Consider the following 25767-nt stretch of genomic DNA (forward strand, 5'->3'; position numbering starts at 1 on the left):
GTTATCGCGTTCGACTAGATAGGGGGTGGCATAAGATGTGGTGCGTGTTTAATCTCTTTGGCTCCCGCAAGAAGCCCACTGCTTTCAAGCCGCCGCGCGGTCCCGGGGACACCGTGCGCCCTGAAGATGCCCAGTACCTCAAGGAATGGGTGGCGGATAAAGGTTTCGTTGAGGGCTTTGTGGAACCAGAGACGATGGTCAACGAGATGTCTGTTGTGCTCGTCGCTGAGAATGGGGAGTACACGCGTCGCCGAATCGGTGGTCCGAAGGGGATTGATGCGGTGAGCAAGCTGTTGGGCATTTCGCTTTACGACGTCGAGGAGACCGGCTACCCCGACCGCATGCGCAAGCGCATTGAACAGGAACGCATCCTGCGCAAACGGGCTGAACAAAAGGAACGCCGCGCTAAGTTTGAGCGCGGCGAAGATCCTAATTCGTAGAATTCGTATTAGCCTCTGAGCGCCCACTCCCGGTGTAAAATTTTACATTGCACCGGTAACTACCAAACACTAGAAATTTTCTACCAGGGGTTTCATCCGGGCCGGTTTTTCGCGATGTAAATTTTTACACACGTTCGGCGAAGGAAAGGGGCCAAGGATGCCCCTGGCCCCGTCATCCTCCACGATGTGCTGGGAGTAGACACATTGTGCTACTTGGCAGCAAGCTGCGTCAGCGTATCCACGATGGTGCGTACCGGCACACCCGTTGCACGGGACGGCGTGAAGCCGTAAGCGGAACCGGTGTTCCAGGCGGGGCTGGCAACGTCGATATGCGCCCACTGAATGCCTTCACCCACGAACTTGGCCAGGTAGGTTGCGGCGAATTCCATCCCGCCGAAGCGATCCGCGTTGGTGTTCTTGATGTCAGCGACAGCGGACTTAATCTCCTCGTCGTGCTCCTCCAGCATCGGCATTGCCCAACCCGGTTCATCGAGTTCACGGGCGGTTTCGGCAATTGCATCACGCAGTTCATCAGAGCCCATGACACCGAAGGTGCGCTTGCCCAGCGCAACCATCTGCGCGCCGGTGAGCGTGGACGTTTCAATGAGGTAGTCCGGGTTGTCTTCGCTGGCGCGCGCGATGGCATCGGCCAGAACCAAGCGGCCTTCTGCGTCGGTATTGATCACCTCGCTGGTGATCCCCCCGTAATGGGTAATCACATCGCCGGGGCGCTGGGCGGCACCAGACGGCATGTTCTCCGCCATGGCCATCCATGCATCAATACGAACCGGGAGGTTGAGTGAAGCGGCAGCACACGTTGCGGCAAGAACAGCAGCGGAGCCACCCATATCCATGACCATCTGTTCCATGCCCGATGCCGGCTTCAAAGAGATGCCGCCGGTGTCAAAGGTGATGCCTTTACCCACGAGCGCGACAGAGGTCGTGGCATTCTCCGGCGCCCAGGTCAGGTGCACCAGACGTGGCGGGTTGTCCGAGCCCTGGCCAACTGCCGTGATGCCGCCGAAGCCCTGAGCGTCCAGCTCCTTCTCGTCGAGGACCTCCACCGTCAGACCCGATGCCTCGCCAACCGTGCGAGCAAGATCGGCGTAGTTAGTGGGGTACAGCAGGTTAGACGGAGTGTTCACCAGATCGCGGGCGAGTGCCACGGCGTGGCAGATGCTCACAGCAGCGTCGAATTCCGCGAGGTCATCCTCAGAGCCCACCACGGTGATGGTGGTGGAGTGTTCCTGTTCATCTTTGTCGTCGTTTGTCTTCAACCCGTCGTAGGCGTAGCCGCCGAGAAGAAGACCTTCCACGATCGGGCGCACGCCGAAATCAGCAGTGACAACGGCACGCTCAGTGCCCTTGAGTGCACGTGCAGCAGCGCCCATCGCGCGGCGCACGGCGGTCTCAGTGGAGTGAGGGCCCTCGGTGTCACCCAGGCCGACGGCGATAAACAGGGTGCCGTCCACCACAACCTTGGTTACTTCACCCGCGGACCCCTTTGCGCCAAGAGCCTCCAGGGATTCAAGCAAGCCTTCCTTGGTCAGCTGCGATACCGGGAGCTCCAGTCCCTCACCGGAAGACACGGGGATGATGCGTGCGGCGCCCTTTGGTGCGTCGGTAGCGAACTCAACCTGGGCTAGACGTCCGTGCGAGGGGAGAACGTTATTGAAATGCGGCAAAACAGCCATGGGGTGCTAGATCCTCCTTATATAAAAGGTCTTTATTCTTCGCCCCGATACTACTGACGCTGGCGGTGTTCACCCGCGGAGTATGCTTCAAAGGCATGACACAGCTGGAATTCACCGTGACCAAAAATGAGAACCCGACCTCCGCGGAGGACCGCGCTGCCATCCTGGCTAACCCAGCGTTTGGCAAGCAGTTCACCGACCACATGGTCACCATCGACTGGGCAGAGGGCAAAGGCTGGCACAACGCGCAGGTGCGCCCGTACGAAAACCTTTCTTTCGACCCAGCCAGCATGGTGTTCCACTATGGCCAGGCCATCTTCGAAGGCTTGAAGGCATACCGCCATGCCGACGGTTCCATCGTTACCTTCCGTCCCGAGCAGAACGCACAACGCATGCAGAAGTCTGCTGAGCGTCTGGCTATGCCGGAACTGCCGGAAGACGTGTTCCTGGAATCCCTGCGCCAGCTCGTGGACATCGACCAGGACTGGGTTCCTGCAGCCGGTGGGGAAGCGGCGCTGTACCTGCGACCCTTCATGATCTCCACGCAGGTTGGCTTGGGCGTTCACCCGGCCGATAGCTACACCTACGTTCTCATCGCTTCACCGGCTGGTGCTTATTTCTCCGGTGGAGTGAGCCCCGTCAAGGTGTGGATCAGTGAGGACTACGTCCGTGCCGCGCCGGGTGGTACTGGTGCCGCGAAATTCGCTGGTAACTACGCCGCCTCACTGCTGGCTCAGGCACAGGCAGAAGAAAAGGGCTGCGACCAGGTTGTGTGGCTCGATGCGATTGAGCGCACGTACATCGAGGAGATGGGCGGCATGAACCTCATGTTCGTCTATGGCTCCGGTGATGACGTCAAGGTGGTCACCCCGGCGCTGTCCGGCTCCCTTCTTCCAGGCATCACCCGCCAGTCCTTGCTCCAGGTTGCGGAGGATCTTGGCTACGCCACCGAGGAAGCCCGTATTTCTGTCGAGGATTGGAAGAACGATGTTGCTTCCGGTGCGATGACGGAGACCATGGCCTGCGGTACCGCTGCGGTTATTACCCCGGTTGGCCACGTGGTGGGCAATGACGTGGACTTCACCATCAACGGCAACGAGGCAGGGGAGATCACCATGAAGATGCGTGAGCGCCTCACGGCTATCCAGCGCGGTCAGGTCGAAGACACCCACGGGTGGCTGCACACCCTGGTTCCTGCTCACTAAAGCTAGGCAGAACGCTTAGGCGGTTTGGCTGCGCATCTCATCGCCGACAACGTCCACGGCAGAGATGATCAGCGGCAAAACCGCCGCCGCACCAGCGCCTTGACCGGTGGACATGTTGAGTGTGGCCACCGGCGTCAGGTCGAGTGCTTGCAGGCATATAGTGGTGCACGGTTCGGCGCTGACCTGCCCCGCGATGAGCCACTGTTTCGTGCCTGGGGCCACGCGCTCAGCGACGTAGGCGGCGAGGGCGGTGTACGCGCCGTCGATAAGCACTGGCGTACGCCGCACCGCACATTGCGCGATGAATGCGGTGAGCGCGACAAAGTCTGGCGCTGAAATAGTTTGAAGAACGCGTGCGATGTCATTCCTCAATCCACGCGCGCGGAACATGGCATCGCGTACTGCGGAGACCTTGACCTTCCACACTTCATCATTGATTCCGCTACCGCGCCCCACCGCGACAACCGGTTCCGTGAAGGTAAGTGTGCCTAAAACCGCGGCAGCCACCGTCGTGTTGGCTACACCAAGATCACCAGCGACGAGCACATCAACGCCAGAATCAATCTCCCGATCCGCAGTAGCAGCACCAAGCTCCGCGGCGGCGAGGAACTCCTCCTGTGTCATCGCATCGGCGACATCAATGGGGCCGGAACCTGCGCGAATGGCTGCTGCTTCATGGTTCAGGCTCACATCAACGAGGTTCACAGATGCGTTTGCATACTGCGCCAAAGTGTTCACTGGGGCTGCGCCGGAGAGGATTTCCTCCGCCTGGACAATCGATGCCTCCGGAGTAAAAGCGGAAACACCGCGCTCCGCGATCCCGTGATCACCGGCAAAAACGACGATGCGTGCTGCCTTGATGGGGCGTGGCGGAGCTTCACCCTGACACCCAGCCATCCATGCGCCAATACTGGCGAAGCGCCCAAACGACGCGCCCCGCGGATTGACCGTCATTGCTTCCTGCACCTGGGCCTGTGCAGTCAGGTCAGGCGAGGGGACCGGAGGGAACGTGAAGCCGTTAGTGAATCGCACGGTGGATCTTAGACCTTGTTACCAATAGCAACCTGGGGTTTCGGCGTGCGCCAGTTACGCGGCTGCGATGCGCGGGAGAAGGCGTACATACCCAAACCGAAGCCGGTCTCAGTGGAATCCGGGAACTTGGCGCGCACGGCCTTGTTTGCCCGCTGACCAATGAAGATGCCTTCTACGAACGTGGCCAGGATGAAGAACATTGCTGCGACCGACAGTGCCGCTGCAACTTCTGGGAAGAACTGGCCGAGCAGCAAGATCACAAGGAGGATTAGCGCACCCGGCATAACGTAGTTGGACAAGAAGCGACGGGAATCCACCCAGTCACGCACGTAGCGGCGGACCTCGCCCTTATCGCGGTCGAGCAAGTAGCGCTCATCACCGGCATCCATCTTCGCCTGGATGTCCTTGTTCTGTGCACGACGCTCCGCACGTTCCTGCTTCTTGTACTCCTTCCATTCCTCCTTGGACATGGAAGCCTTCATTTCCTTACGCTTCTGAGAAGCTTGAGCCCGGCTCATCGCGTTCGGATCGCGCACAACGCCGCGCTTAATCTCCTGCTCATGGCGCTTCGGGGTCGGACGGCCCTTCGGCGGGGTGTAGCCCTTCGGCAGCTTCTTTTCCGGCTCGCTAGGTGCAGCGGGCTCAGAGGTGGAAGAGCTAGTGGTTGCGGGCGCCTCGGGCGCATCAGATTTCTGCCAGGGGAGTTTCACGCTCTCTAGGCTACAAAATGAATTCACCCGGATGGGAATACGGGCCGGGGGCGCGTGCGTTGAGGGGGACAAAGGGGTTTCACCTGGAGAAGTTAGGGTGGACTAGCATCCCTGTGGGAAGCGAGCGTAGGCTCGGGGCCCGGATACGATAAAGGCAAGGAGAGACGATCCATGACTGCACCGACTTCCGCCACTGGCGTAGAGCTCACTGAGGCTGCAGCAGCCAAGGCTAAGGCGCTGCTTGATCAGGAAGGCCGTGATGACCTTTCTTTGCGCATCGCCGTTCAGCCGGGTGGTTGCGCAGGACTGCGTTACCAGCTGTACTTCGACGACCGTGACCTGGACGGGGACAAGTCCGATGTCATCGGCGGTGTCCGTTTGGTTGTGGACAAGATGAGTGTGCCGTACCTGTCCGGCGCCAAGATTGACTTCGCAGACACGATTGAGCAGCAGGGTTTCACCATTGATAACCCGAATGCCGGTGGTTCTTGCGCCTGCGGCGATTCCTTCAACTAAACTTCAAAAAGCCGGAGCTGGTCTTGTGGTTGAGCCAGCTCCGGCTTTTCTATTCTAGGAGTACTAGGACTACTTGGACTACAGGTCCACTGGGTAGTCCTTGTGCTCAATACCCGGATCGATGCGGTTTTCTACGAAGATGCCGTGCCAGACCATGAAGGCCAGGACGGTCCACAGACGGCGGGAGTGATCGGAGACACCGTCGCGGTGCTCCTTGAGCATTTCCAGAACCTGGTCCTTGGCAAAAATATCCTCGGTCTGGGACTCGCGGATGGTGTCCTGAGCCCAGCCGTACAGCTCATCGCCGGCGAGCCAGTGGCGCATAGGAACTGGGAAGCCAAGCTTCTTACGCTGGAGAACGTGCGGGGGAACGATCTGATCCATCGCCTTACGCAGCGCGTACTTCGTCGTGCCGTGGGCGATCTTGAGATCTGCCGGGATGGTCTCAGCGACAGCAAAGACTTCCTTGTCTAAGAACGGCACGCGCAGCTCAAGAGAGTGCGCCATGTTGATCTTGTCAGCCTTGACCAGAATGTCGCCACGCATCCACGTGAACAGGTCGAGGTGCTGCATCCTCGCAACCGGGTCCATGTCCGTCGACTCAGCGTAAATCGGGGCGGTCACCTCACGGTGGTCCCATTCAGGCTTCGCCCACGGCAGAACACGTTCTAGCTGCTGGTAGTTAAAGGAGCGTGCGTTGCCGTAGTAGCGGGTTTCCATCGGCGTGGTGCCACGCTCAAGGAGGGACTTGCCCTTCATTCCCTCCGGCAGGACCTGGCTGAGTTTGTTCAGGCCTGTGAGAAGAGGGGAGGGGAGCTTCTCAAACGGCGCAAGAGAGAGCGGTTCCTTGTAAATGGTGTAGCCACCGAAGAGCTCATCCGCACCTTCGCCGGATAGCACCACCTTGACGTGCTTGCGAGCTTCCTGGGCCACGAAGTACAGCGGCACCAAGGAAGGGTCAGCCACCGGATCATCGAGGTACCACATGATTTTCGGGATCGCGTCCGCATACTCTTCGGGCGACACAATCTTCACGATGTGCTCCACGCCGATTGCCTCTGCAGACTCCGCCGCCACATCGACCTCGGAGTAACCCTCACGCTCAAAGCCCGTCGTGAACGTCAGAAGATTCGGATTGTGGCGCTTGGCCAGCGTTGCAATCGCCGTCGAATCGATGCCGCCAGACAAGAAGGAGCCCACAGTCACATCAGCACGCATGTGCTTTGCGACGGAATCCTCCAGAACTCCCGCAATCCTGTCGAACAGCTTTTGTTCCTCACCGGACTTCACTGGGATGACGTTGAACTTCGGGGCGAAGTAGCGCTTTGCTTCAACAGCGCCGCCGGGTGTGAGGGTGACGGTGCAGCCGGACTCGACTCGTCGAATAGCAGCGTGCAGGCTCTCTGGTTCCGGTACGTACTGGAGGTCGACGTAATGCTCGATTGCCCGGTAGTCCAGATCAAGCTCCAGGCCGAGCTCGGGCGCCATTTCCAAGATGGCCTTCTTCTCAGAGGAGAAGACAGTGCCGGCTTCCGTCGTCGCGTAATAGAGAGGCTTGATGCCGAACTGGTCGCGCGCCGCGAACATCACCTTGTCCTGGGTGTCCCAAATGACAATGCCGAACATGCCGCGCAGGTGGTTTACCACGTCTGCTCCCCAGTGGTGGTAGCCCACCACGATGGTCTCGGAATCACCTTCGGTATTAAAGGTGTAGCCGTAACCTTCGAGTTCCTCGCGCAGCTCGACGTAGTTGTAGATCTCGCCGTTGAACGTCAGGGCATAACGCTCCGGATTCTCGGCTGGGCCCCAGCGCAGGGGCTGGTGGGAATGCTCAAGGTCGATGATTGCCAAACGGTTGAATCCGAACACAGCATCGTCGTCATTCCATGTACCAGCCGCATCCGGTCCACGATGACGGAAGCAGGGAAGAGCTCGCTGTGCAGCGTCGACAAAGCGAGACGCGTCAGAATTGCTGGTCAGCATGGCCAGTAGACCGCACATGGGGGAAGCTCCTTAACTCACGGAAGTGATGGGGGATAGGTGATTAGCTCTCACAACAATAGAAGCCGAAAACGTGGGTGGCGGAATCACCGCGCGAGAGGCGCGTCACTGGGTAAGACCGCACCACCTTTAGCCCGTCCCCGATAGGGGTGCAACTTCCGGTTGATCTTGTTTTGGGTATTTGTGATCGGGATTACGAAATGGGCGTGAAAGTGTGTCATCTGTCCATGTCGGGGCTGGGAAACGTGCTGAATAATTCGCGCCCATGTTGAATCGGGGGCAACGCGGGCACGGTGCAGGTTAAACATGCGCGAAGGATCATCTATTCTGACTGGGTAGGAATATTCTGTTTTGCTACGCGCAGCTTCTCTTACGGGTGGCTGCATGCAGCATGGAGAATGTTCACAGCTTTAATTAGCTGCAATACAGCGTTCAAAAGCGTTTAACAGCGTTCATCAGTGTGGACAGGAAGGCAGACACACGTGGAAACGGTAAAAAACCGCGGCCTAGGTAAGAAGATCGGCGTTGCCGGTCTCCTGGCCCTGGCTGGCATTGCTCTTACCGGCTGTGAGGTTGCACCGCCGAGCTCCATGTCGAAGTTGCTCGACATGGGCTTCCCGGATCCGGTCACCCCGGAAGCTCACAGCATGTACAACTTCTGGGTCTGGGTCTGGCTCGCGGCCTGGATCATTGGCATCATCATGTGGGCAATCTTCATCTACGCGATCTTTGCCTGGAACGGCAAGCGTCGTGCGAAGAAGGGCTACGGCGAGTTCCCGAAGCAGCTGCAGTACAACGTGCCGCTCGAGCTGGGGCTCACCATTGTTCCGATCATCATCGTCATGGTCCTGTTCTTCTACACCGTCCAGGCGCAGACCAAGGTTGTCGCACTGGACAAGGATCCTGACGTGACTGTGGATGTCACCGCGTTCCAGTGGAACTGGAAGTTCGGTTACGCAGAGGTCGCCGCTAGTCTCTCTCCGACCGGCTCGGACTACGACGGTGCTGACCATGAGCGTCAGAAGCTTGCTGATGCAACCAAGCACGATGACGAGTCTCTGCACAACGCCAACCCGATTCACGGCCGCTCCATGGGTGACCAGTCGTTCTTGAACTTCAACAAGATCGAGACCCTGGGTACCACCGAGGAAGTTCCGGTTCTGGTTCTGCCGACCGAGACTCCGGTTGAGTTCCGTCTCGCATCCAGCGACGTGTCCCACGCATTCTGGGTTCCGGAGTTCCTGTTTAAGCGCGATGCTTACGTGCACCCGGAGATCAACCAGCAGGAGCGTCGTTTCCAGATCGAGCAGATTGAGAAGCCGGGCGCATACGTCGGCCGCTGTGCTGAGATGTGCGGTACCTACCACGCGATGATGAACTTCGAGATTCGTGCGGTCACGCCGGACCAGTTCCGCGAGTACATGCGCTTCCGCAACGAGAACCCGGGTGCGTCCAATGCTGACGCACTTGAGGCAATCGGCGAGGCTCCGTTTGCAACCTCCACTCGTCCGTTCAACTCTGACCGCACCGGCACCCGCGACGGCAACAATGCCGTGCAGAACGTTTAAGAGAGGCTAGGTAAAAGAAATGGGAACTGGATCAAAGATCTTTTACGGCCTTGGCACCTTCTTCGCCATCATGGCTGTCATCTACGCGCTGGCAACCAATTTCATTGGCGATGACGCATACCTCTCGGGTTACGAGTGGGCAGGTGGCGTCGCTCTGATTCTGGCTACGGCCCTGGCCTTTATGCTCGGCGGCTACCTGCACTTCACCGAGCGTCGCATCGATATCCTCCCGGAAGACTGGGAAGAGGCAGAGATTGAGGACGGCGCAGGTGTCCTTGGTTTCTTCTCGCCGAACTCCATCTGGCCGGCAGCTATGACTGGCGGTGTCGTCTTCATGGCTCTCGGTATCGCATTCTGGCAGCTGTGGCTGCTGGCGGTCGGCGCAGTCATCCTCGTCTGGGCGACCACGATGCTGAACCTTCAGTACGGTATCCCCCGCGAAAAGCACTAGCGCTTAACTAGAACGCTGGCCCCCACACCCCCTGTGGTGTGGGGGTTTTCTCGTTTTTAAGCCCGGGGGACCATCGAAAGATGGTGGGGGAAGGGGTCAACCGAAAGTTCGTCCTAGGCACGGTTTATGCAGGGCGAAATTGTGAATCCCATCACACTCGGGAACTTGTTCGGATTCTGGGGAACCGCGATTCTGAGAATTGCCGCAACACTCTGGCGCAATTGAAATTTGTCGGGCGATAAATGGCGCGCGATGACCTGCGGGGATGGCGATAAAAAACCTTGGCCAGTCACTTTAGGATCAAAAGTTGGACACCGACACGCGTATTTCGAAGAGAAAATGCCGACGTTATGCGCCTTGTTCACATGAAAAACTCGGGGGTAAACAAGGTGACTTTAGGCTTCGGAAAGGCGATACTAGTACGCGTGACGACTGCAACAACTAACCCAGGTATGGCGACTTCACCCGACCGTCTCCCTGCGCTGAACCGACCGAACATGGTCAGCGTGGGAACGATCGTGTTCCTCGCCCAAGAATTGATGTTCTTCGCCGGACTGTTCGCGATGTACTTCACCTCGCGCGCAAACGGCATGGAAGCTGGCGATTGGGCTAACCAGACCGCCCATCTGAACGTGGTCTTCGGACTCATCATCACCATCGTGCTGGTGACTTCGTCCGTGACCTCTCAGTTGGGTGTGTTCGCCGCTGAGAAGGGCGATGTCTTCGGACTTCGCAAGTGGTTCACCGTGACCATCCTTCTCGGTGTGGTGTTCCTGGGCCTCGTCGCCTTCGAGTGGACCGAGATGGTCCTCCACGGTGTGACGATCCAGTCGAGCGTCTACGGCTCGGTGTTCTACATCATCACCGGCTTCCACATGGCTCACGTGACGGCGGGCATCCTCGCCTTCGTCGTTGTGCTGCTTCGTGTGGCCAAGTCGAAGTTCACCCCGGCGCAGGCAACTGCTGCCATGGTGACCTCCTACTACTGGCACTTCGTCGATGTCATTTGGATCGGCGTGTTCGTAACTCTCTACCTCGTTCAGTAATTGCGTCTTAGCGCAGATGAAACTGAACACCGATTTTCGCTAAGGGATCAACATGGATAACACCCCAAAGAAGGCGCGGAATCGCCGCAAGTTGCGTCGTTCCGCAGCTGGCGCCATGGCGCTGACCTTCGGTCTCACGGGTGCCGGCCTTCTGGCCGCTGCTCTGACTCCGGATGCTCAGGTTGCCACCGCCCAGCGCGACGACCAGGCGATGATCCAAGAGGGCAAGGATCTCTACGACTTCGCCTGCATCACCTGCCACGGTGCAAACCTGCAGGGCGTCAAGGATCGCGGACCGTCGCTGATTGGTACCGGTGAAGGTGCCGTCTACTTCCAGGTCAACTCTGGCCGTATGCCGATGAAGTCCAACGACGCACAGGCTGAGCGTAAGAAGCCGCGTTACACCGAGGCTCAGACCCTCGCCATCGCCGCTTATGTTGCAGCTAACGGCGGCGGCCCGGAGCTCGTCTACAACGAAGACGGCTCCATCGCCATGGAAGAACTCCGCGGTAAGAACTACGACGGCAACATTCAGGCTGCCGACGTCGCACGCGGTTCTGAGCTCTTCCGCCTGAACTGTGCCTCCTGCCACAACTTCACTGGTCGTGGTGGCGCACTGTCTTCCGGTAAGTACGCACCGGTCCTGGACCCTGCTAACGAGCAGGAGATCTACCAGGCAATGCTGACCGGCCCACAGAACATGCCTAAGTTCTCCGACCGTCAGCTGTCTGCTGATGAGAAGCGCGACATCATCGCTTTCATCAAGTCCGCCAAGGAAACCCCGAGCCCGTCCGGCTGGGCACTTGGTGGCATCGGCCCGGTCGCTGAAGGCCTGGCAATGTGGATTATCGGTGTCACCCTGGTTGGCGCCGCTGCTATGTGGATTGGATCGCGCTCATGAGCAATGAAGTGAAGAAGAACTACACCGACGCTGAGCTCGAGAAGATGAGCAATGCCGAGCTGGCTGCCCTGGGTACCGAGCTCGATGACGTGACGATTGCGTACCGCAAGGAACGCTGGCCGATTGAGAATGATCCGGCTGAGAAGCGTGCCGCCGCAGGCGTCAACACCTGGCTGATCATCTCTATCGTGATGGGTATCGCCTTCCTGGGTGTTTACCTGTTCTGGCCGTGGGAGGCTAAGTTCCACGGCGATGAGGGTCTCTTCCTCTACTCGCTGTACACCCCGCTGCTCGGTTTGACCTCTGGTCTGGCACTCGCAGCACTTGGCTTCGCCATCATCCAGTACGTGAAGAAGTTCGTGCCGGAAGAGGTCGCTGTCCAGCGTCGCCACGACGGCCGTTCCTCAGAGCTGGATCGTCGTACGACGACGGCTCTGCTGAATGATGCATGGCAGACCTCCACCCTTGGTCGCCGCAAGGTGATGAAGGGCCTGCTCGGCGGTGCCGGCCTCATGGCTGGTCTGGCGATCATCGCCCCGATGGGTGGCCTCATCAAGAACCCATGGCGTGTGCGTCACGACATGAACTACCTCGGTGACGGCACCCTGTGGACCCAGGGTTGGTCCATGGCCCGTAACGGCACGAAGCTGTACCTCGGCCGTGACACCGGTGCTATTGCAGAGCTGCATGAGACCGGCAAGGGTGACCACTACAGCACCGCGGGTGTCTCCCGCCTGGTGCGTATGCGCCCGGAGGATCTTGACGCTGCTTCTATGGAGACGGTCTTCCCGCTTCTGGAAGAAGATGTCAACGATGGCGACAAGTACGACGCTGAGCGTGACGTCTACGAGCAGCACATGCACTCGCTGCACGGCCCACGTAACGCTGTCATGTTGATCCGCCTGCGTTCCGCCGATGCCGAGAAGGCTATCGAGCGCGAAGGCCAGGAGGACTTCCACTACGGCGACTACTACGCCTACTCGAAGATTTGTACCCACATTGGTTGCCCGACCTCTCTCTACGAGGCGCAAACCAACCGCATTCTTTGCCCCTGCCACCAGTCGCAGTTCGACGCGTTGCAGTACGGCAAGCCGGTGTTCGGCCCGGCAGCACGCGCTCTGCCGCAGCTGCCGATCGACATCGACGAAGACGGTTACCTCATTGCCCGCGGGGACTTCATTGAGCCCGTTGGCCCGGCATTCTGGGAGCGTAAGTCCTAATGAGCACGAAACTCGCAAAAGCCGCGGACAACGCTGATTCGCGGTTCACTATCGCGGGCGTTGTTCGCCCGCAGCTGAACAAGGTCTTCCCGACCCACTGGTCGTTCATGCTTGGTGAGATGGCGCTGTACAGCTTCATCATCCTGCTGCTGACCGGTGTTTACCTCGCACTCTTCTTTGACCCTTCCATTACGAAGGTCATCTATGAAGGTGGCTACCTGCCGCTGAACGGTGTCGAGATGTCTCGCGCCTACGCAACCGCTCTGGACATCTCGTTCGAGGTTCGCGGTGGCTTGTTCATCCGTCAGATGCACCACTGGGCAGCGCTCATGTTCATGATGGCGATGTTCGCCCACATGATGCGTGTCTTCTTCACTGGTGCTTTCCGTCGCCCGCGTGAGGCTAACTGGATCATCGGTTCCACCCTGATCCTCCTGGGCATGGCTGAAGGCTTCATGGGTTACTCCCTGCCGGATGACCTGCTCTCCGGTGTTGGTCTCCGCATTATGTCCGCCATCATCGTGGGTCTGCCGATCATCGGTACCTGGATGCACTGGGCAATGTTCGGTGGCGACTTCCCGTCCGACCTCATGCTGGATCGTTTCTACATCCTGCACGTGTTGATCCTGCCGGGCATCATCCTCGCGCTCATCGCTGCGCACCTGCTGCTCGTCTGGTTCCAGAAGCACACCCAGTTCCCGGGCCCGGGTCGCTCCGAGAACAACGTCGTGGGCGTCCGCATTATGCCGGTCTTCGCCGTCAAGGCAGTTGGCTTCGGCATGGTGGTCTTCGGTGTCCTCGCGCTCATGGCTGGTGTGACCACCATTAATGCGATCTGGAACATTGGTCCGTACAACCCGTCGCAGGTGTCCGCAGGTTCCCAGCCGGATATCTACATGCTGTGGACTGACGGTGCTGCTCGTGTCATGCCGGCATGGGAGCTCTACCTTGGCAACTACACCATCCCGGGTGTGTTCTGGGTTGCTCTGCTTGCAGGTGCTATGGTTGTCGCTCTGATGGCGTACCCCTTCATTGAGAAGAAGGTCACCGGCGACGACGAGCACCACAACCTGCTGCAGCGTCCGCGCGATGTCCCGGTTCGTACCGGTATCGGCGTTATGGGCCTGGTCTTCTTCCTGCTGCTCACGCTGTCCGGTGGTAACGACCTCTTCGCTTACCACTTCCAGATCTCGCTGAACGCTATGACCTGGATCGGTCGTATCGGTCTGCTGGTTCTGCCGCCGCTGGCTTACTTCATCACCTACCGCATCTGCATCGGCCTGCAGCGCTCCGACCGCGAGGTCCTGGAGCATGGTGTTGCAACCGGTGTGATCCAGAAGCTGCCGAACGGTGCGTTTGTTGAGATCCACCAGCCGATTGGCCCGGTGGACGAGCACGGTCACCAGATCCCGCTGGAGTACGGTGGCGCACGTGTTCCGAAGCAGATGAACGAGCTCGGCTACGCTGACTCCGAGACCTCCGGCATCTTCAAGTCGGACGACCCGGCTCTCGTCGCTCGCCGCAACGAGATCGCACGCAACAACCACCACGAAGAGGTGGAGACCCTGCGCGCACTCGAGGCGGAGAAGTCCTCGACTGACCGCGACGCCGGCAAGTAAACCGGTCCCTTAAGGCCCCTTTCCCGACAGTGGGAGAGGGGCCTTTTACTTGTAACAAAACGATAAACTTCTTATGTGTGACTAAGATCACAATAAGAATTTCTCAGGTGGAAGTTGAGGTTTTCCTCCGTTGTGGCTTGTGCGTCTCGGCTTCATGTAACCGCAGGTAGAGCGTCATTTCTGAGGGTGTCACTCACAGCAAAGGTGTTGCGACAGAGGTTGGGGATATCTGGCAAAGTCCTGGAATTTTTAAATAACGACTAAATAACGGGCGCGTCGTTAGACAATCGTTGTGTCCGTTTCGTAACCTAGTCGAGACCTTGCAGCCACAGAGCGGCAAGCGAAACCTAGACATCGTAAATACATACAGCCGAGTTCCTGAACTGCCGTCAGGCAGAAGGAAGCCGGGGAACCGAAATGTTCCTGGGGTGAACGGGAAGTAAGGGGTGCCGCAAGGTGCCGGAGCTTCCTCGAGGTGATCTCTAGCACCGAACCCGACAGCTAACCCGGTAGGCGACTGGAAGATATGGAGTTACATAGTGGCTAAGCATCGCCGCCAGACCACGTCCGCTACCAAGCGTGGTCTTACCGCTGCATCCGCCGTCATCGCCGGCGCAACCCTCGTTGCACCGACTGCTGCTAACGCTGCAGAGGTTCGTGTTCCTAACTCTGCCTTTGCTGCTGACGTGCCGGGCGTCGAGAACATCCCGGGTCTTGCGAACGTGCCGGGCATTGAGGCTTGGGTTCCGTCCCTCGCTGGTAAGGCTACGCCGAACGCAAACGTGAACGCTGCTATCCAGGCTGCTAAGGCAAATGCTGGCCTGAACGCTATCCCGGGCTTCAACCAGTGGATCGCGGGCGTTGAGGCTAAGTACGCTGGCGCGCCTGCCCAGTACCGTGGCGCAGCACAGGCTGCCGCACCGGCACCGGTCCAGCCGCAGGGCCAGCGCATCCTCGAGATCGCTAAGTCCAAGATTGGTTCCCCGTACGTCTACGGCGCTGCCGGCCCGAACGCGTTTGACTGCTCTGGCTTCACCTCCTGGGTTTACGCTCAGGCTGGTAAGTCCATCCCGCGCACCTCTGGCGCACAGGCTGCTGCTGGTCAGCGCGTGGCTATTTCAGACCTGCAGCCGGGTGACATCGTTGTCTACTACTCTGGCGCTTCCCATGTCGGCATCTACGCCGGCAACGGTCAGATCATTGACGCTCTGAACTCTGGCACCCCGGTGGGCTACCGTCCGCTGAACCTGATGCCGATTCACTCCGCTGTTCGTTTCTAAGCGGTAGAGGAATCGTGAGCCCGGCTTCGGCCGGGCTTTCTCAATTTTCACACCTGTAACAACCAGCTGTTTTAGCGTTATTCGGCGTTTGACCGGTGGGGGCGAGCGCTATACCTTTAATAGAGGTTTTGAGCTTCAAGCTAGTTGTTTCAAACTAGTTATTTCTGTCCGAGAAAGAGGTCGCTTCTAGTGGGCATGCATCGTGCTTCCTTCCGTTTCCGTCCAGTAGTCGTGGCGGGACTTCTTGCTGGCTTCTCAGCGTCCACTGTTTCTGTTCCGGCTCAGGCTGATGAGGTGGATCACATCATTGAGGAGCTCAGTGCTATCTCCGAGGAAGCGACGGCTAAGTCGGAGGAAGTTAAGGAAATCGAAGACGAGATCGCCAAGGGGGAGGGCGAGGTCGCGGCTCTGCGCGAGTCTGCAGAGGAAGCGCGCCGTGCCGCGGAGGAAGCGAAGAACGCTCGTTCCGGCGCGCAGGGTGAGGTCGACGAGAGTGCGCGGACGCAGTACCGCAACCTGTCCAACGATGCGCACGTGAACGCTCTGAAGTCGGCGAACCCACAGGAGGCGATTGACCGGTCTTCTTATCTCGGTTCTTTGGCTCGTTCCGCGCAGCGGACCCTGGCAGAGTCCCAGCGCCTGAACGAGGAAGCTGCTTCGCGCGCAACGGATGCTGATATTGCCGTCGCCGTGGCTAATTTCCGTCAAAGCCAGCTGGAGGGCAAGCGTGACAAGCTGGATCGTGAGCGTAAAGAGCTCGATGAGAAGGTGAAGGAGATTGAGGCCAAGGTTGATGGCTTCACTCCTGAGCAGCGCCTGCGCTGGGAAGAGAAGAACGGTCCGGTTGCTCTCAACGTTCCGCCGTCTGCGTATGGCACCGGGGTTGTTGCTTCGGCTTTGTCCAAGCTGGGCTCGCCGTATGGTTGGGGCGCTACCGGTCCGAACCAGTTTGATTGCTCTGGTCTGATGGTGTGGTCCTACGCTCAGAACGGAAAGTCCATTCCGCGTACATCGCAGGCTCAGCTGGCTGGCGGTACACGTGTGTCCATGTCGGAGCTTCAGCCGGGCGACATCATCGGCTACTACCCGGGCGTGACGCACGTGGGCATGTACATCGGTAATGGCCAGGTGGTTCATGCTTCGGACTATGGCATTCCGGTTCAGGTTGTTCCTCTGAATTCGATGCCGGTGCAGGGTGCAGTCCGCTACTAGTCGGGTTCTGCTGGTTACGAATGATTTCCCGCCGACGGTTGGCGGGATTCAGTCGTATTTAGAGCAGTTCGTTTCAGAGGTTGTTGCGCGTCGCGGCAGTGATTCGATCATCGTGTTCGCGTCAACACAAGATGAGGAAGCAGCAAAGCTTTTCGACGCCTCCCAGACCTACCCCATCCACCGCTGGCCCCATCGGGTGATGCTGCCCACCCCGGCAACAGCTCGGGAGATGAAGCAGATCATCCGTGAGTACCAGATCGACACAGTGTGGTTTGGTGCGGCTGCGCCTTTGGCGCTCCTTGCACAGCAGGCGCGTGAGGCAGGTGCGCAGACGATCGTTTCCACCACCCATGGGCATGAAGTTGGGTGGTCGATGTTGCCTGGTGCGCGTCAGATGCTGCGCCGCATTGGCAACACCACGGACACGTTGACATATGTGTCGGAATACACGCGACGTCGTTTCTCTTCTGCCTTTGGTACGCGTCCCTTGTATGTTGCGTTGCCTTCGGGAGTGGATACGGAATTCTTCCGGCCGGCGTCTTCAGAGGAAAAACTGCAGACGCGTTCAAAATTTGGTTATGGGGATGAACCGCTGGTTGTTGTGGCGTCCAGGCTTGTGGCGCGTAAGGGGCAGGACAAGCTCATTCGTGGTTGGAAGACGGTACAGGAAGCGTTCCCCGATGCACGGCTCGCTGTGATCGGGGAGGGCCCGTATCGGAAAACCCTTGACCAGCTTGCTCGGCCCTACGGTGATGCTGTGACCTTGCATGGTCGCCTGTCCAGGACAGATATGCGGGATCTCGTCGCAGCGGCAGACATCATGGCTATGCCGGCGCGTACTCGCGGCGGTGGGTTGGATGTGGAAGGCCTAGGCATTGTCTACCTTGAAGCCCAAGCGTGTGGTGTGCCTGTCCTCGCGGGGTTGTCCGGCGGTGCACCGGAAACGGTTACTCCGGACACCGGCCTTGTCGTCGATGGGGCGAGCACCCAGGATGTTGCGGAAGCGGTGGTGGAATTGTTGGGGGACAAGGAGCGTCGAAAAGCAATGGGGCGTAAGGGACGCGAACATGTTTCCGATGTTTTTTCCTGGGAGGCCTTGGGGGACAGACTCGACGGCGTGCTGTTTGATGGGCGGGTCTAGAATGAAGCGCTATGTCTAAGGCAAAGCTGACCATCGGGTTCGATATCGGGGGTACCAATACCCGTGCTGGTGTCGTCGATGAGCGCGGCCACGTCCTTGATGTGGAGTCCACAAGCACCCCGCATACTGCGGAAGAGCTGCAAGGCGCGATCGTGGGCATGGTGAATACTCTGCGCGACCGTGGCCACGCAGATTCGATTGGTTCCGTGGGGCTTGCTGTTGCTGGATTCCTCGACCCTTACTGTGAGGTTGTTCGTTTTGCTCCGCACTTGCCGTGGCAGGACAACGCGCCGGTGCGGAAGATTCTGCAAGAAGAACTGAAACTCCCCGTGCGCTTGGAGCATGACGCGAATTCCGCTGCGTGGGGTGAGTACCGGTTCGGTGCTGCTCAAAAGGCCGATACTTGGGTTCTGTTCGCGGTGGGCACAGGAATTGGTGCGACGCTTATGCAGAACGGCGAGATCTATCGCGGGGCGTACGGCACTGCGCCTGAATTTGGTCATGTGACCGTGGTGCCTGGTGGTCGTGCCTGCTCGTGTGGCAAGCAAGGCTGTTTGGAGCGCTACGCATCTGGCACCGCACTGGTGGACACCGCGGTAGAGATTGCTACCAAGGGTGGTTTTGAATCTTGCAAGCTCTACCGAAAAGCAGTGGACAAACGCGCCACAGGCAATGATGTTGTCGCCGCTGCCCGTGCGGGCGACGCATTGGGCTTAGCGACGATGGACCACTTCGCACACTGGTTGGGCCAGGGCCTGTCAATGGTGTGTGATGTGTTGGACCCAGAGCTCATCGTTCTTGGCGGGGGAGTGAGCCGTGATGCGGACTTATTCCTGGGTACCGCAGAGGAGATCATGTCCCGATCAGTGGTGGGCGCTGGTTTCCGTCCATTGCCACGCCTGGAAACAGCGGAATTGGGTTCCCAGGCGGGTATGATCGGCGTTGCTGATTTGGCCCGACACCTGATGTAGAGGAAACATGAACAACAAGTGGTACAAGTTCTTTAAGTACATCCTGATTGGGCCGTGGCTGCGTGTGTGGAACCGGCCGGAGACTTACGGGCTGGAGAATATCCCGCCGGAAGGTACGCCGGCGCTCATGGTGTCTAACCACCAGGCAGTGATGGATTCCTTCTACTTCCCACTGGTGTGCCCGCGCCAGCTGGTTCACCCAGCGAAGAAGGAGTACTTCACCTCCCCGGGCCTGTCCGGTGCAGTTCAGAAGTTTTTTATGACGGCAGTGGGGCAGGTCCCCATTGACCGCGAGTCCAAGGACGCAGGTTCTGCACTGTTGAAGGTGACACAGGAGGTCTTCGACAACGGTGATCTGTTCTGCATCTACCCGGAGGGCACTCGTTCGCCCGACGGCCGAATTTACAAAGGCAAGACCGGCATGGCGCGCGTAGCTATGGAATCGGGTGTGCCGTGCATTCCGGTTGCCATGATTGGTACCCGTGATGCCAATCCGATTGGCTCGTGGATTCCGCGGCCGGCCAAGGTGCGCGTGAAGATCGGCAAGCCGGTTGACCCGCACCAGTGGGCGCGCGATAACGGCTTTGAGCCGGATGATCCGGCAGTGTGGCGTCCGTTCACGGACTTTTTCATGCAGCAGCTCGTGGAGATGTCGGGTTACCCCTACGTGGATGCGTATGCCGCTGATGTGAAGAAGTCACTCGAAGCTGGCAAGGGTTACCCGAAGGGCACCGAGCCAACCGGGGACCAGTTCTAGTTAGGCGTTTTGTGCGGTACTTTTACGACACTGAATTCATCGAAGACGGTGACACGATCACCCTCGTATCCATCGGCATCGTTGCTGAGGATGGGCGCGAGTACTATGCCGTGTCTACTGACTTTGATGGTTCGCGCGCAAACCGCTGGGTGCGGGAGAACGTGCTGGCTAAGCTGCCCAACCTGGATAATCCGGTGTGGAAACCACAGCGGCAGATCCGGGATGAGGTCTACGAATTCCTCACTACCGACGGCCAGCGGCCGGAGCTGTGGGCATGGGTGGGCGCTTACGATCACGTGGTGTTTGCACAGCTGTGGGGCGATATGACGAAGCTGCCCAAGGACCTGCCGCGTTATACCCGGGAGCTGAAGCAGTACTGGGATATGGCGGGCCGGCCGTCGCTGCCGCGAACACCGAAAGACAACCATGATGCGCTCGTGGATGCGCGCCATAACCTTCATAAGTTCCGCGCCTGCCAGCGGGCACTTCCGCTCGATCGGCGTGGGTTTGTATCAAATAGATAGGCATACCGTCTACGACGTGCTAGAACTTATAGAATGAGCTGGACAGTAGACATCCCCAAAGAAGTACTCCCTGATCTTCCACCCTTGCCGGGCGATATTTTTGAATCGTTCCAAGAGGTTGTGAACCTTCCCGCGAAGCAGCAGCCCACGTGGGATGAGAATGCAGCCCTTTACGTCCGTAAGATCCTCGAATCCGTGCCGCCGGTTGTTGTGGCACCGGAGATTCACAAGCTGAAGCACCAGCTTGCAGAGGTAGCTGAGGGTAAGGCTTTCTTGCTGCAGGGCGGTGACTGTGCGGAGACGTTCGAGTCCAACACTGAGCCTCATATTCGCGCCAACATTAAGACCTTGCTGCAGATGGCGGTTGTGCTGACTTACGGCGCTTCCACCCCAGTGGTGAAGCTGGCTCGTATCGCAGGCCAGTACGCCAAGCCGCGTTCGTCTGATCTGGATGAGAACGGTTTGCCGAATTACCGCGGTGACATTGTTAATGGTGTTGATCCGACGCCAGAGGCACGTAAGCACGATCCAGCGCGCATGGTTCGTGCTTACGCGAATGCGTCTGCTGCGATGAACCTGGTTCGCGCACTGACCACGTCCGGTACTGCTGATTTATACCGCGTGGAGGCATGGAACCGCGAGTTCGTGGCTAATTCCGCCGCTGGCGCACGTTATGAGGCACTGTCGCGCGAGATCACGCGCTCGCTGCACTTCATGGACGCCTGCGGCGTGAACGACCGTGAACTGCGTACCTCTGAGATTTACGCTTCCCACGAGGCTCTGCTCGTGGACTACGAGCGTGCGATGCTGCGCTTGGCTAAGGATGAGAACGGCGATACGAAGCTCTACGATCTGTCGGCGCACCAGCTCTGGATCGGTGAGCGCACGCGTGGTCTGGATGACTTCCACGTGAACTTCGCGGCTCTCATTGATAACCCGATTGGCCTGAAGCTCGGTCCGACGGTGACGCCGGAGGAAGCTGTCCGTTACGCGGAGAAGCTGGACCCGAACCGCCAGCCGGGTCGCCTGACCTTTGTGGCGCGCATGGGCCATGACAAGGTGCGTGAGGTTCTGCCGGGCATCGTTCAGGCAGTGGAGCGCGAGGGCCACAAGGTTATTTGGCAGTCTGACCCGATGCACGGCAACACTTTCACGGCATCGAATGGTTACAAGACCCGCCACTTCGACAAGATCATCGATGAGGTCCAGGGCTTCTTCGAGGTGCACCGTCACCTGGGTACTCACCCGGGCGGTATCCACATTGAGCTCACCGGTGAGCATGTCACGGAGTGCCTGGGTGGTGCTCAGGACATCACGGATATTGATCTGCCGGGCCGCTACGAGTCCGCGTGCGACCCGCGCCTGAACACCGAGCAGGCTCTGGAGCTTGCCTTCCTGGTTGCGGAGATGCTCCGCAACTAAAACGCTGGCCGGATGAGTTCGGGGATCACCCCGTAGAATCCGGAACCGTACCACCAGCCACCGACGGCGACAGCCGCGGTGGCTGCTGTCATGAGAAGCAAAGCAACCACCAGTCGTGGGGTGGAGCGATTAGTCTCTGGCTCAGGTCGGTGCGGTTCAGCATACGGCTCAACCTCTTCAAGCTCTTCAACCTCTTCCGGAACCACCTCCGGCACGTGCGTGATGCTGGTGGGAATCGCAGCGACGCGGTGCGCGGCTGATTGGGTGGGCAGCGGCACTACGAAGTGGGGGAGGCGCAAGCTCGCGGACACATCGTCGAGTGCGTCGAGGAATTCGTGGGCGCCGGTGAAACGATCGCGTGGGTTGCGGGCGGTGGCGGAGGCCGTCAATTCGTCGAAAAGCATGGGCACTCCCGAAATGCGACTGCTTGGCGGCGGGACATCATGCTGGAGCCGTGCCATGGCGTGACCAAGTGGGGTGTCGCCGTGGAAAGGCACGGTGCCGGTGAGTAGCTCAAAGAGCACGATGCCGGCTGAGTACACGTCCGTTGCCAGGCTCAACGGCGAACCGTCGACCTGTTCCGGCGCGATATAGGCAACGGTGCCCACGATCTGATCGGTGGATCGGCTGGATTCGCTGGCGGCGCGAACGAGGCCGAAATCAGCGAGTTTTACGGTGTGGTCACCGCCGATGAGGATGTTGTCAGGCTTGATGTCTCGGTGCACAAGCCCACGATCATGGGCAACAGCAAGGCCCGTGAGCATGCCGCGCATCACCTCAGCGGCAGCGTGTGGCGGCATTGGTCCGCGCTCAGCGAGGAGTTCACGCAAGGTACCGCCGGTGATGAGCTCCATGATGAGGAATACATCCTCCCCATCAGCGGAAAAGTCATAGACACCCACGAGATTCGGGTGGGACAGTTGCGCCATGGCACGGGCTTCGCGGGAGAAACGGTCCAGGAAAACCTCATCATCGAGATAACGGGGATCCATGACCTTAGCTGCGACTTCACGGTCAAGGCGTGTATCCAAACAGCGGTACACGGTGGACATTCCTCCGCGCGCGATGGGGCGGTCGATGACGTACCGGCCTTCCAACACATCGCCGGGCTGAAGTTCACTCATGGTGTTTAAGTATGGTGCACAGCTGGATTGAAGTGGTAGCTGACGTAGAGTGGTCACCGTGAATACAGAGAATTACGACCTTGATGCCCTGCTTGCCGGCGAGACGTTGCTGGCCTTCCCAGACGTTGCGGAGCAGCTCAACGTTCCCGTCACCAAAGTGCACGACTACGTTAACGCGGGCAAGCTCCTCTCCTGGAAGAAGGAAGGGAAGAAGGTTGTTCCTGCCGCGCTTCTCGACGTCGACGGGGGTCTCTCCAAATTCATCTCCGGTGCCATCACCGTCTTGCTGGACGGCGGTTTTACCCAGGATGAGATTTTGGGTTACCTGTTCACCCCGGATGACAGCTTGCCGGGGCGCCCGATTGATGCGCTTCACGGGCACGGCGCGCGCGAAGTTATTCGGCGTGCTCAGGCAATGGCCTTTTAGCAGCTAGCCATGCTGCGACGACGGTGAGGAGCATCCACCAGCCGTCATAGAAGCGGTGGTTACCGCTGCCCATGAAGGCCAGTGCAACCACAACGGACGCCGCCACCGTCAGCTTGATCACCCATGGTCGTGGACTAAAGGTGCCCACCAGGGAGATGGAGGAGGCAAAGTACCACGGCAGGGTGACTGCGTTGAACAAGAACGCTACCTGGTAGGCCAAGGTGATGCCCATGATCGCGCGCCGGTCAGATTGACGGAAGATAGCCCACGCTGCCACCAACCCGGCGAGCATGAGTAATGAGCCCATGGTGCGGGCACCGGTGAGGATGGTGTTGTAGCGGAAGGTTTCGTCGATAAGCAAGAAGAACGGTGCGACCGCATCCGCCATGAGCGTGGCGCCTGACAGTGGGTTGACCACCTTCGAATTGCCGGAGATCTGTGCGAGCCAGCCCCAGGATGTGCCAGAACCCCACGTCACCGCTGCGACGGCGGCGACGGATAGGCCAACTACTGCGATGCCTGAAACAAGGAAGACACCAATGCGCTTCTGCAGCGCGGTGCCGTCAGGTGCGTATCGCCGCAGCATCATCCACACGACGAACGGCAGGGCAATAGCGGCGGTGGCCTTGAGAGATACAGCGATACCGATCGTGACAATGCCAGCAGCAAAACGCCCACGCAAGCAGGCCAGCAACCCCACGGAGACGAGGCCGACCATCACGGATTCGTTGTGCATACCGCCGACCATGTGGATGATCATCACCGGGTTCGCCACACCCAACCAGAGCGCGAGCGCCGGATTCCCACCGAGATGCTCCGCGATGCGTGGAATCGCAAGCGCGATCGCCACAAAGCCGACGAGGGAAATGAGCTTGTACACGATGAGACCGGCCGCCACGTTGTCGCCGACGAGCGTGGTCACCCCATCGCCGATCCACAGGTGCAACGGCCCGTACGGGGTGGTGGTGTTGCGCCAGTCGTGGGAAACCTCCAACAGATAAGGCCCTGGGTTGACCGCAGCGCCTTCCGAATACGGGTCGAACCCGTCGCGGACCATTGCACCCTGCATCAAGTAGGAGTACACGTCGCGCGACATCAGCGGCGCCGCAAGGATCAAAGGCGCCGTCCATGCCCACAACGCGGTGCGAACAACCTTTTCACGGCGCTCACTGCCCAACAACACCCATGCGGCGACAAGCAGGACTAAACCCGTGGTCAATGCCACGTCCATGAGTCCACGTGCGTGGCCGTAATTCAGAAATGACCAGCCGAGTGCGTCGAGTGCCCCGCCACGATTGCGCGTCGCGCCGGCGCCAAAAGAGCCCAGCATCATGAGCGTTGAGCCCACGACACCAAGCGGGATGATCCAAGAGCGTGCTGCCAACGAACAATCCTTTACAAACGTCGCGCAGTAGATTTTTCAGCCATGGTCTTCATGGCTTCCGCCGCATGGTGGTCGAGGTTCGCGTGCTCAAGAGAAGCAAGGCCAGATTCCGTCAGATCAGCAATTCGCTTTTCGACGGCCTCCACCGCTCCCGTTTCCTCCACAATCCCCGCGAGCTCAGCAATATCCTCTGGCTCCTGCACCACACCGATGCCGGCGCGCAGCTTTGCTGCTGCGGCTGGATCATGTTCATCGGCCCACTTCAATGCGAGGGAATACAGAACGGTGCGCTTGCCTTCGCGCAGGTCGTCCCCGGCGGGTTTACCGGTGATCTCCGGATCACCGAAGACACCGAGCAGGTCATCGCGCAACTGGAATGCCACACCGATGTCACGGCCATAACCACGCAACGCTGCGATGGTCTTCTCATCCGCACCCGCCACTGCCGCACCCAGGTGAAGCGGACGTTCAATGGTGTAGGCAGCGGTCTTGTACACATTCACCGCATTAGCCAGGTCTTCGCTCTCCGAGCCGGAGGCTTCAAGGGAGATGTCCAGAATCTGGCCACCAATCACTTCACTGCGCATCCCACGCCACGGTTCATGTGCGCGATCACGGGCAGCAGTGCTCAAACCGGAACCGTGCCACATGTCATCGGCCCACACCAACGCAAGGTCACCAATGAGGATGGCCACGTTCTGTCCAAAGACATCGGCATCACCGTGCCAGCCTCGCTCACGGTGGTTTGCTGCTGCTGAGCGGTGAACGGTGGGGTTGCCGCGCCGGGTATCAGAGGCATCAATGATGTCGTCGTGGATCAACGCACACGCCTGAATGAACTCCAAGGCACTGACTGCCCGCAGAACTGCCGACGGATCCTCCGCACCTGCATCCAGCCCACCAGCCGCGGTATATCCCACCCAACCGAACGTAGGGCGAATACGCTTTCCGCCACCAAGCACAAAGCCTTGGAGCAGAGCAACGGCATCTGCTACTGGTCCGCCGATGCCAGCAACAGGCGGGGAGACCTCGTTCAGGAAATCTTCCAGCTGCCGTTCTACTGCCGCCGGGATCTCATCGAGGATGGGGGCGGAACTGAAGGGGGATTGTCCCACGGAAACA

General features: G+C 59.1%; 24 protein-coding genes and 1 riboswitch. Of the genes, 17 read left to right on the forward strand and 7 right to left on the reverse strand.

Annotated features, from left to right (window positions below; all coding sequences use genetic code 11):
• Positions 1–44 precede the first annotated feature (44 nt).
• Positions 45–440, forward strand: a complete 396-nt coding sequence (locus tag L8U60_RS01730; protein ID WP_269964672.1) for an oxidoreductase — start codon at positions 45–47, stop codon at positions 438–440.
• A 209-nt stretch (positions 441–649) separates the two neighbouring features.
• Here the strand turns inward: L8U60_RS01730 and L8U60_RS01735 are convergent, their stop codons facing one another.
• A complete protein-coding gene (locus L8U60_RS01735; protein ID WP_269964673.1) occupies positions 650–2134 on the reverse strand; it encodes a leucyl aminopeptidase in 1485 nt (494 codons plus the stop codon).
• A 95-nt stretch (positions 2135–2229) separates the two neighbouring features.
• On the opposite strand from L8U60_RS01735, the gene L8U60_RS01740 reads away from it, so the two are divergent.
• Positions 2230–3339, forward strand: a complete 1110-nt coding sequence (locus L8U60_RS01740; protein ID WP_269964674.1) for a branched-chain amino acid aminotransferase — start codon at positions 2230–2232, stop codon at positions 3337–3339.
• 15 nt (positions 3340–3354) lie between these two features.
• Here the strand turns inward: L8U60_RS01740 and L8U60_RS01745 are convergent, their stop codons facing one another.
• Positions 3355–4371, reverse strand: a complete 1017-nt coding sequence (locus tag L8U60_RS01745) for a nicotinate-nucleotide--dimethylbenzimidazole phosphoribosyltransferase (RefSeq protein WP_269964675.1) — start codon at positions 4369–4371, stop codon at positions 3355–3357.
• 8 nt (positions 4372–4379) lie between these two features.
• Positions 4380–5081, reverse strand: a complete 702-nt coding sequence (locus L8U60_RS01750; protein WP_269964676.1) for a DUF3043 domain-containing protein — start codon at positions 5079–5081, stop codon at positions 4380–4382.
• A 171-nt stretch (positions 5082–5252) separates the two neighbouring features.
• Between L8U60_RS01750 and L8U60_RS01755 the strand changes: the two genes are divergently transcribed.
• Positions 5253–5597, forward strand: coding sequence for a HesB/IscA family protein (locus L8U60_RS01755; RefSeq protein WP_269964677.1), 345 nt, complete (start codon positions 5253–5255; stop codon positions 5595–5597).
• A 78-nt stretch (positions 5598–5675) separates the two neighbouring features.
• Here the strand turns inward: L8U60_RS01755 and asnB are convergent, their stop codons facing one another.
• Entirely contained in the window at positions 5676–7598 is a 1923-nt protein-coding gene (gene asnB, locus L8U60_RS01760) for an asparagine synthase (glutamine-hydrolyzing) (protein ID WP_269964678.1), read from the reverse strand.
• Between the two features lie 482 nt (positions 7599–8080).
• Between asnB and ctaC the strand changes: the two genes are divergently transcribed.
• From ctaC to L8U60_RS01825, 13 genes are all read left to right on the forward strand, one after another.
• Positions 8081–9166: an aa3-type cytochrome oxidase subunit II gene (gene ctaC / locus L8U60_RS01765; RefSeq protein ID WP_269964679.1), complete on the forward strand. Its 1086-nt coding sequence runs from the start codon at positions 8081–8083 to the stop codon at positions 9164–9166.
• A gap of 19 nt (positions 9167–9185) precedes the next feature.
• Positions 9186–9617, forward strand: coding sequence for an aa3-type cytochrome oxidase subunit IV (ctaF, locus tag L8U60_RS01770; protein WP_269964680.1), 432 nt, complete (start codon positions 9186–9188; stop codon positions 9615–9617).
• Positions 9618–10042: 425 nt separating this feature from the next.
• Positions 10043–10663 (forward strand): aa3-type cytochrome oxidase subunit III, encoded by a 621-nt coding sequence (gene ctaE, locus L8U60_RS01775; protein WP_269964681.1) that lies wholly within the window; start codon positions 10043–10045, stop codon positions 10661–10663.
• Positions 10664–10715: 52 nt separating this feature from the next.
• Positions 10716–11564: a cytochrome bc1 complex diheme cytochrome c subunit gene (gene qcrC / locus L8U60_RS01780; protein WP_269964682.1), complete on the forward strand. Its 849-nt coding sequence runs from the start codon at positions 10716–10718 to the stop codon at positions 11562–11564.
• Positions 11561–12784 carry a cytochrome bc1 complex Rieske iron-sulfur subunit gene (gene qcrA / locus L8U60_RS01785; protein ID WP_269964683.1) on the forward strand — a complete coding sequence of 408 codons (1224 nt, stop codon included), beginning with the start codon at positions 11561–11563 and terminating at the stop codon, positions 12782–12784. Before qcrC ends, qcrA begins: the two co-directional genes overlap by 4 nt.
• Complete coding sequence (gene qcrB, locus L8U60_RS01790) at positions 12784–14403, forward strand: cytochrome bc1 complex cytochrome b subunit (RefSeq protein WP_269964684.1); 1620 nt, start codon at positions 12784–12786, stop codon at positions 14401–14403. Before qcrA ends, qcrB begins: the two co-directional genes overlap by 1 nt.
• A gap of 358 nt (positions 14404–14761) precedes the next feature.
• Positions 14762–14934: riboswitch (cyclic di-AMP (ydaO/yuaA leader) on the forward strand.
• Positions 14935–14942: 8 nt separating this feature from the next.
• A complete protein-coding gene (locus tag L8U60_RS01795; protein WP_269964685.1) occupies positions 14943–15683 on the forward strand; it encodes a C40 family peptidase in 741 nt (246 codons plus the stop codon).
• Between the two features lie 195 nt (positions 15684–15878).
• Positions 15879–16895 (forward strand): C40 family peptidase, encoded by a 1017-nt coding sequence (locus tag L8U60_RS01800; protein ID WP_269964831.1) that lies wholly within the window; start codon positions 15879–15881, stop codon positions 16893–16895.
• Positions 16879–18036, forward strand: coding sequence for a glycosyltransferase family 4 protein (locus L8U60_RS01805; protein ID WP_269964686.1), 1158 nt, complete (start codon positions 16879–16881; stop codon positions 18034–18036). Before L8U60_RS01800 ends, L8U60_RS01805 begins: the two co-directional genes overlap by 17 nt.
• Before the next feature lie 11 nt (positions 18037–18047).
• The gene (locus L8U60_RS01810; protein ID WP_269964687.1) at positions 18048–19007 is read left to right on the forward strand and encodes an ROK family protein; all 960 of its coding nucleotides are present in this window, start codon (positions 18048–18050) and stop codon (positions 19005–19007) included.
• Between the two features lie 7 nt (positions 19008–19014).
• Positions 19015–19764, forward strand: coding sequence for a lysophospholipid acyltransferase family protein (locus tag L8U60_RS01815; protein WP_269964688.1), 750 nt, complete (start codon positions 19015–19017; stop codon positions 19762–19764).
• 11 nt (positions 19765–19775) lie between these two features.
• A complete protein-coding gene (locus tag L8U60_RS01820) occupies positions 19776–20288 on the forward strand; it encodes a polyadenylate-specific 3'-exoribonuclease AS (RefSeq protein WP_269964689.1) in 513 nt (170 codons plus the stop codon).
• 33 nt (positions 20289–20321) lie between these two features.
• Positions 20322–21710, forward strand: a complete 1389-nt coding sequence (locus L8U60_RS01825) for a class II 3-deoxy-7-phosphoheptulonate synthase (RefSeq protein WP_269964690.1) — start codon at positions 20322–20324, stop codon at positions 21708–21710.
• Here L8U60_RS01825 and L8U60_RS01830 read toward each other — a convergent pair.
• Positions 21707–22834 carry a protein kinase domain-containing protein gene (locus L8U60_RS01830; protein WP_269964691.1) on the reverse strand — a complete coding sequence of 376 codons (1128 nt, stop codon included), beginning with the start codon at positions 22832–22834 and terminating at the stop codon, positions 21707–21709. The two genes, L8U60_RS01825 and L8U60_RS01830, sit on opposite strands and share 4 nt — an antisense overlap.
• 58 nt (positions 22835–22892) lie before the next feature.
• Here L8U60_RS01830 and L8U60_RS01835 point away from each other — a divergent pair, with 58 nt between their 5' ends.
• Entirely contained in the window at positions 22893–23261 is a 369-nt protein-coding gene (locus tag L8U60_RS01835; protein ID WP_420840136.1) for an Rv2175c family DNA-binding protein, read from the forward strand.
• On the opposite strand, the gene L8U60_RS01840 is transcribed toward L8U60_RS01835, so the two are convergent.
• Entirely contained in the window at positions 23230–24645 is a 1416-nt protein-coding gene (locus tag L8U60_RS01840) for an alpha-(1->6)-mannopyranosyltransferase A (RefSeq protein ID WP_269964693.1), read from the reverse strand. The two genes, L8U60_RS01835 and L8U60_RS01840, sit on opposite strands and share 32 nt — an antisense overlap.
• 11 nt (positions 24646–24656) lie before the next feature.
• Positions 24657–25760 carry a polyprenyl synthetase family protein gene (locus tag L8U60_RS01845; protein WP_269964694.1) on the reverse strand — a complete coding sequence of 368 codons (1104 nt, stop codon included), beginning with the start codon at positions 25758–25760 and terminating at the stop codon, positions 24657–24659.
• Between the last annotated feature and the right edge of the window lie 7 nt (positions 25761–25767).

This window comes from Corynebacterium meitnerae (assembly GCF_027570075.1).
Classification (GTDB): domain Bacteria; phylum Actinomycetota; class Actinomycetes; order Mycobacteriales; family Mycobacteriaceae; genus Corynebacterium; species Corynebacterium meitnerae.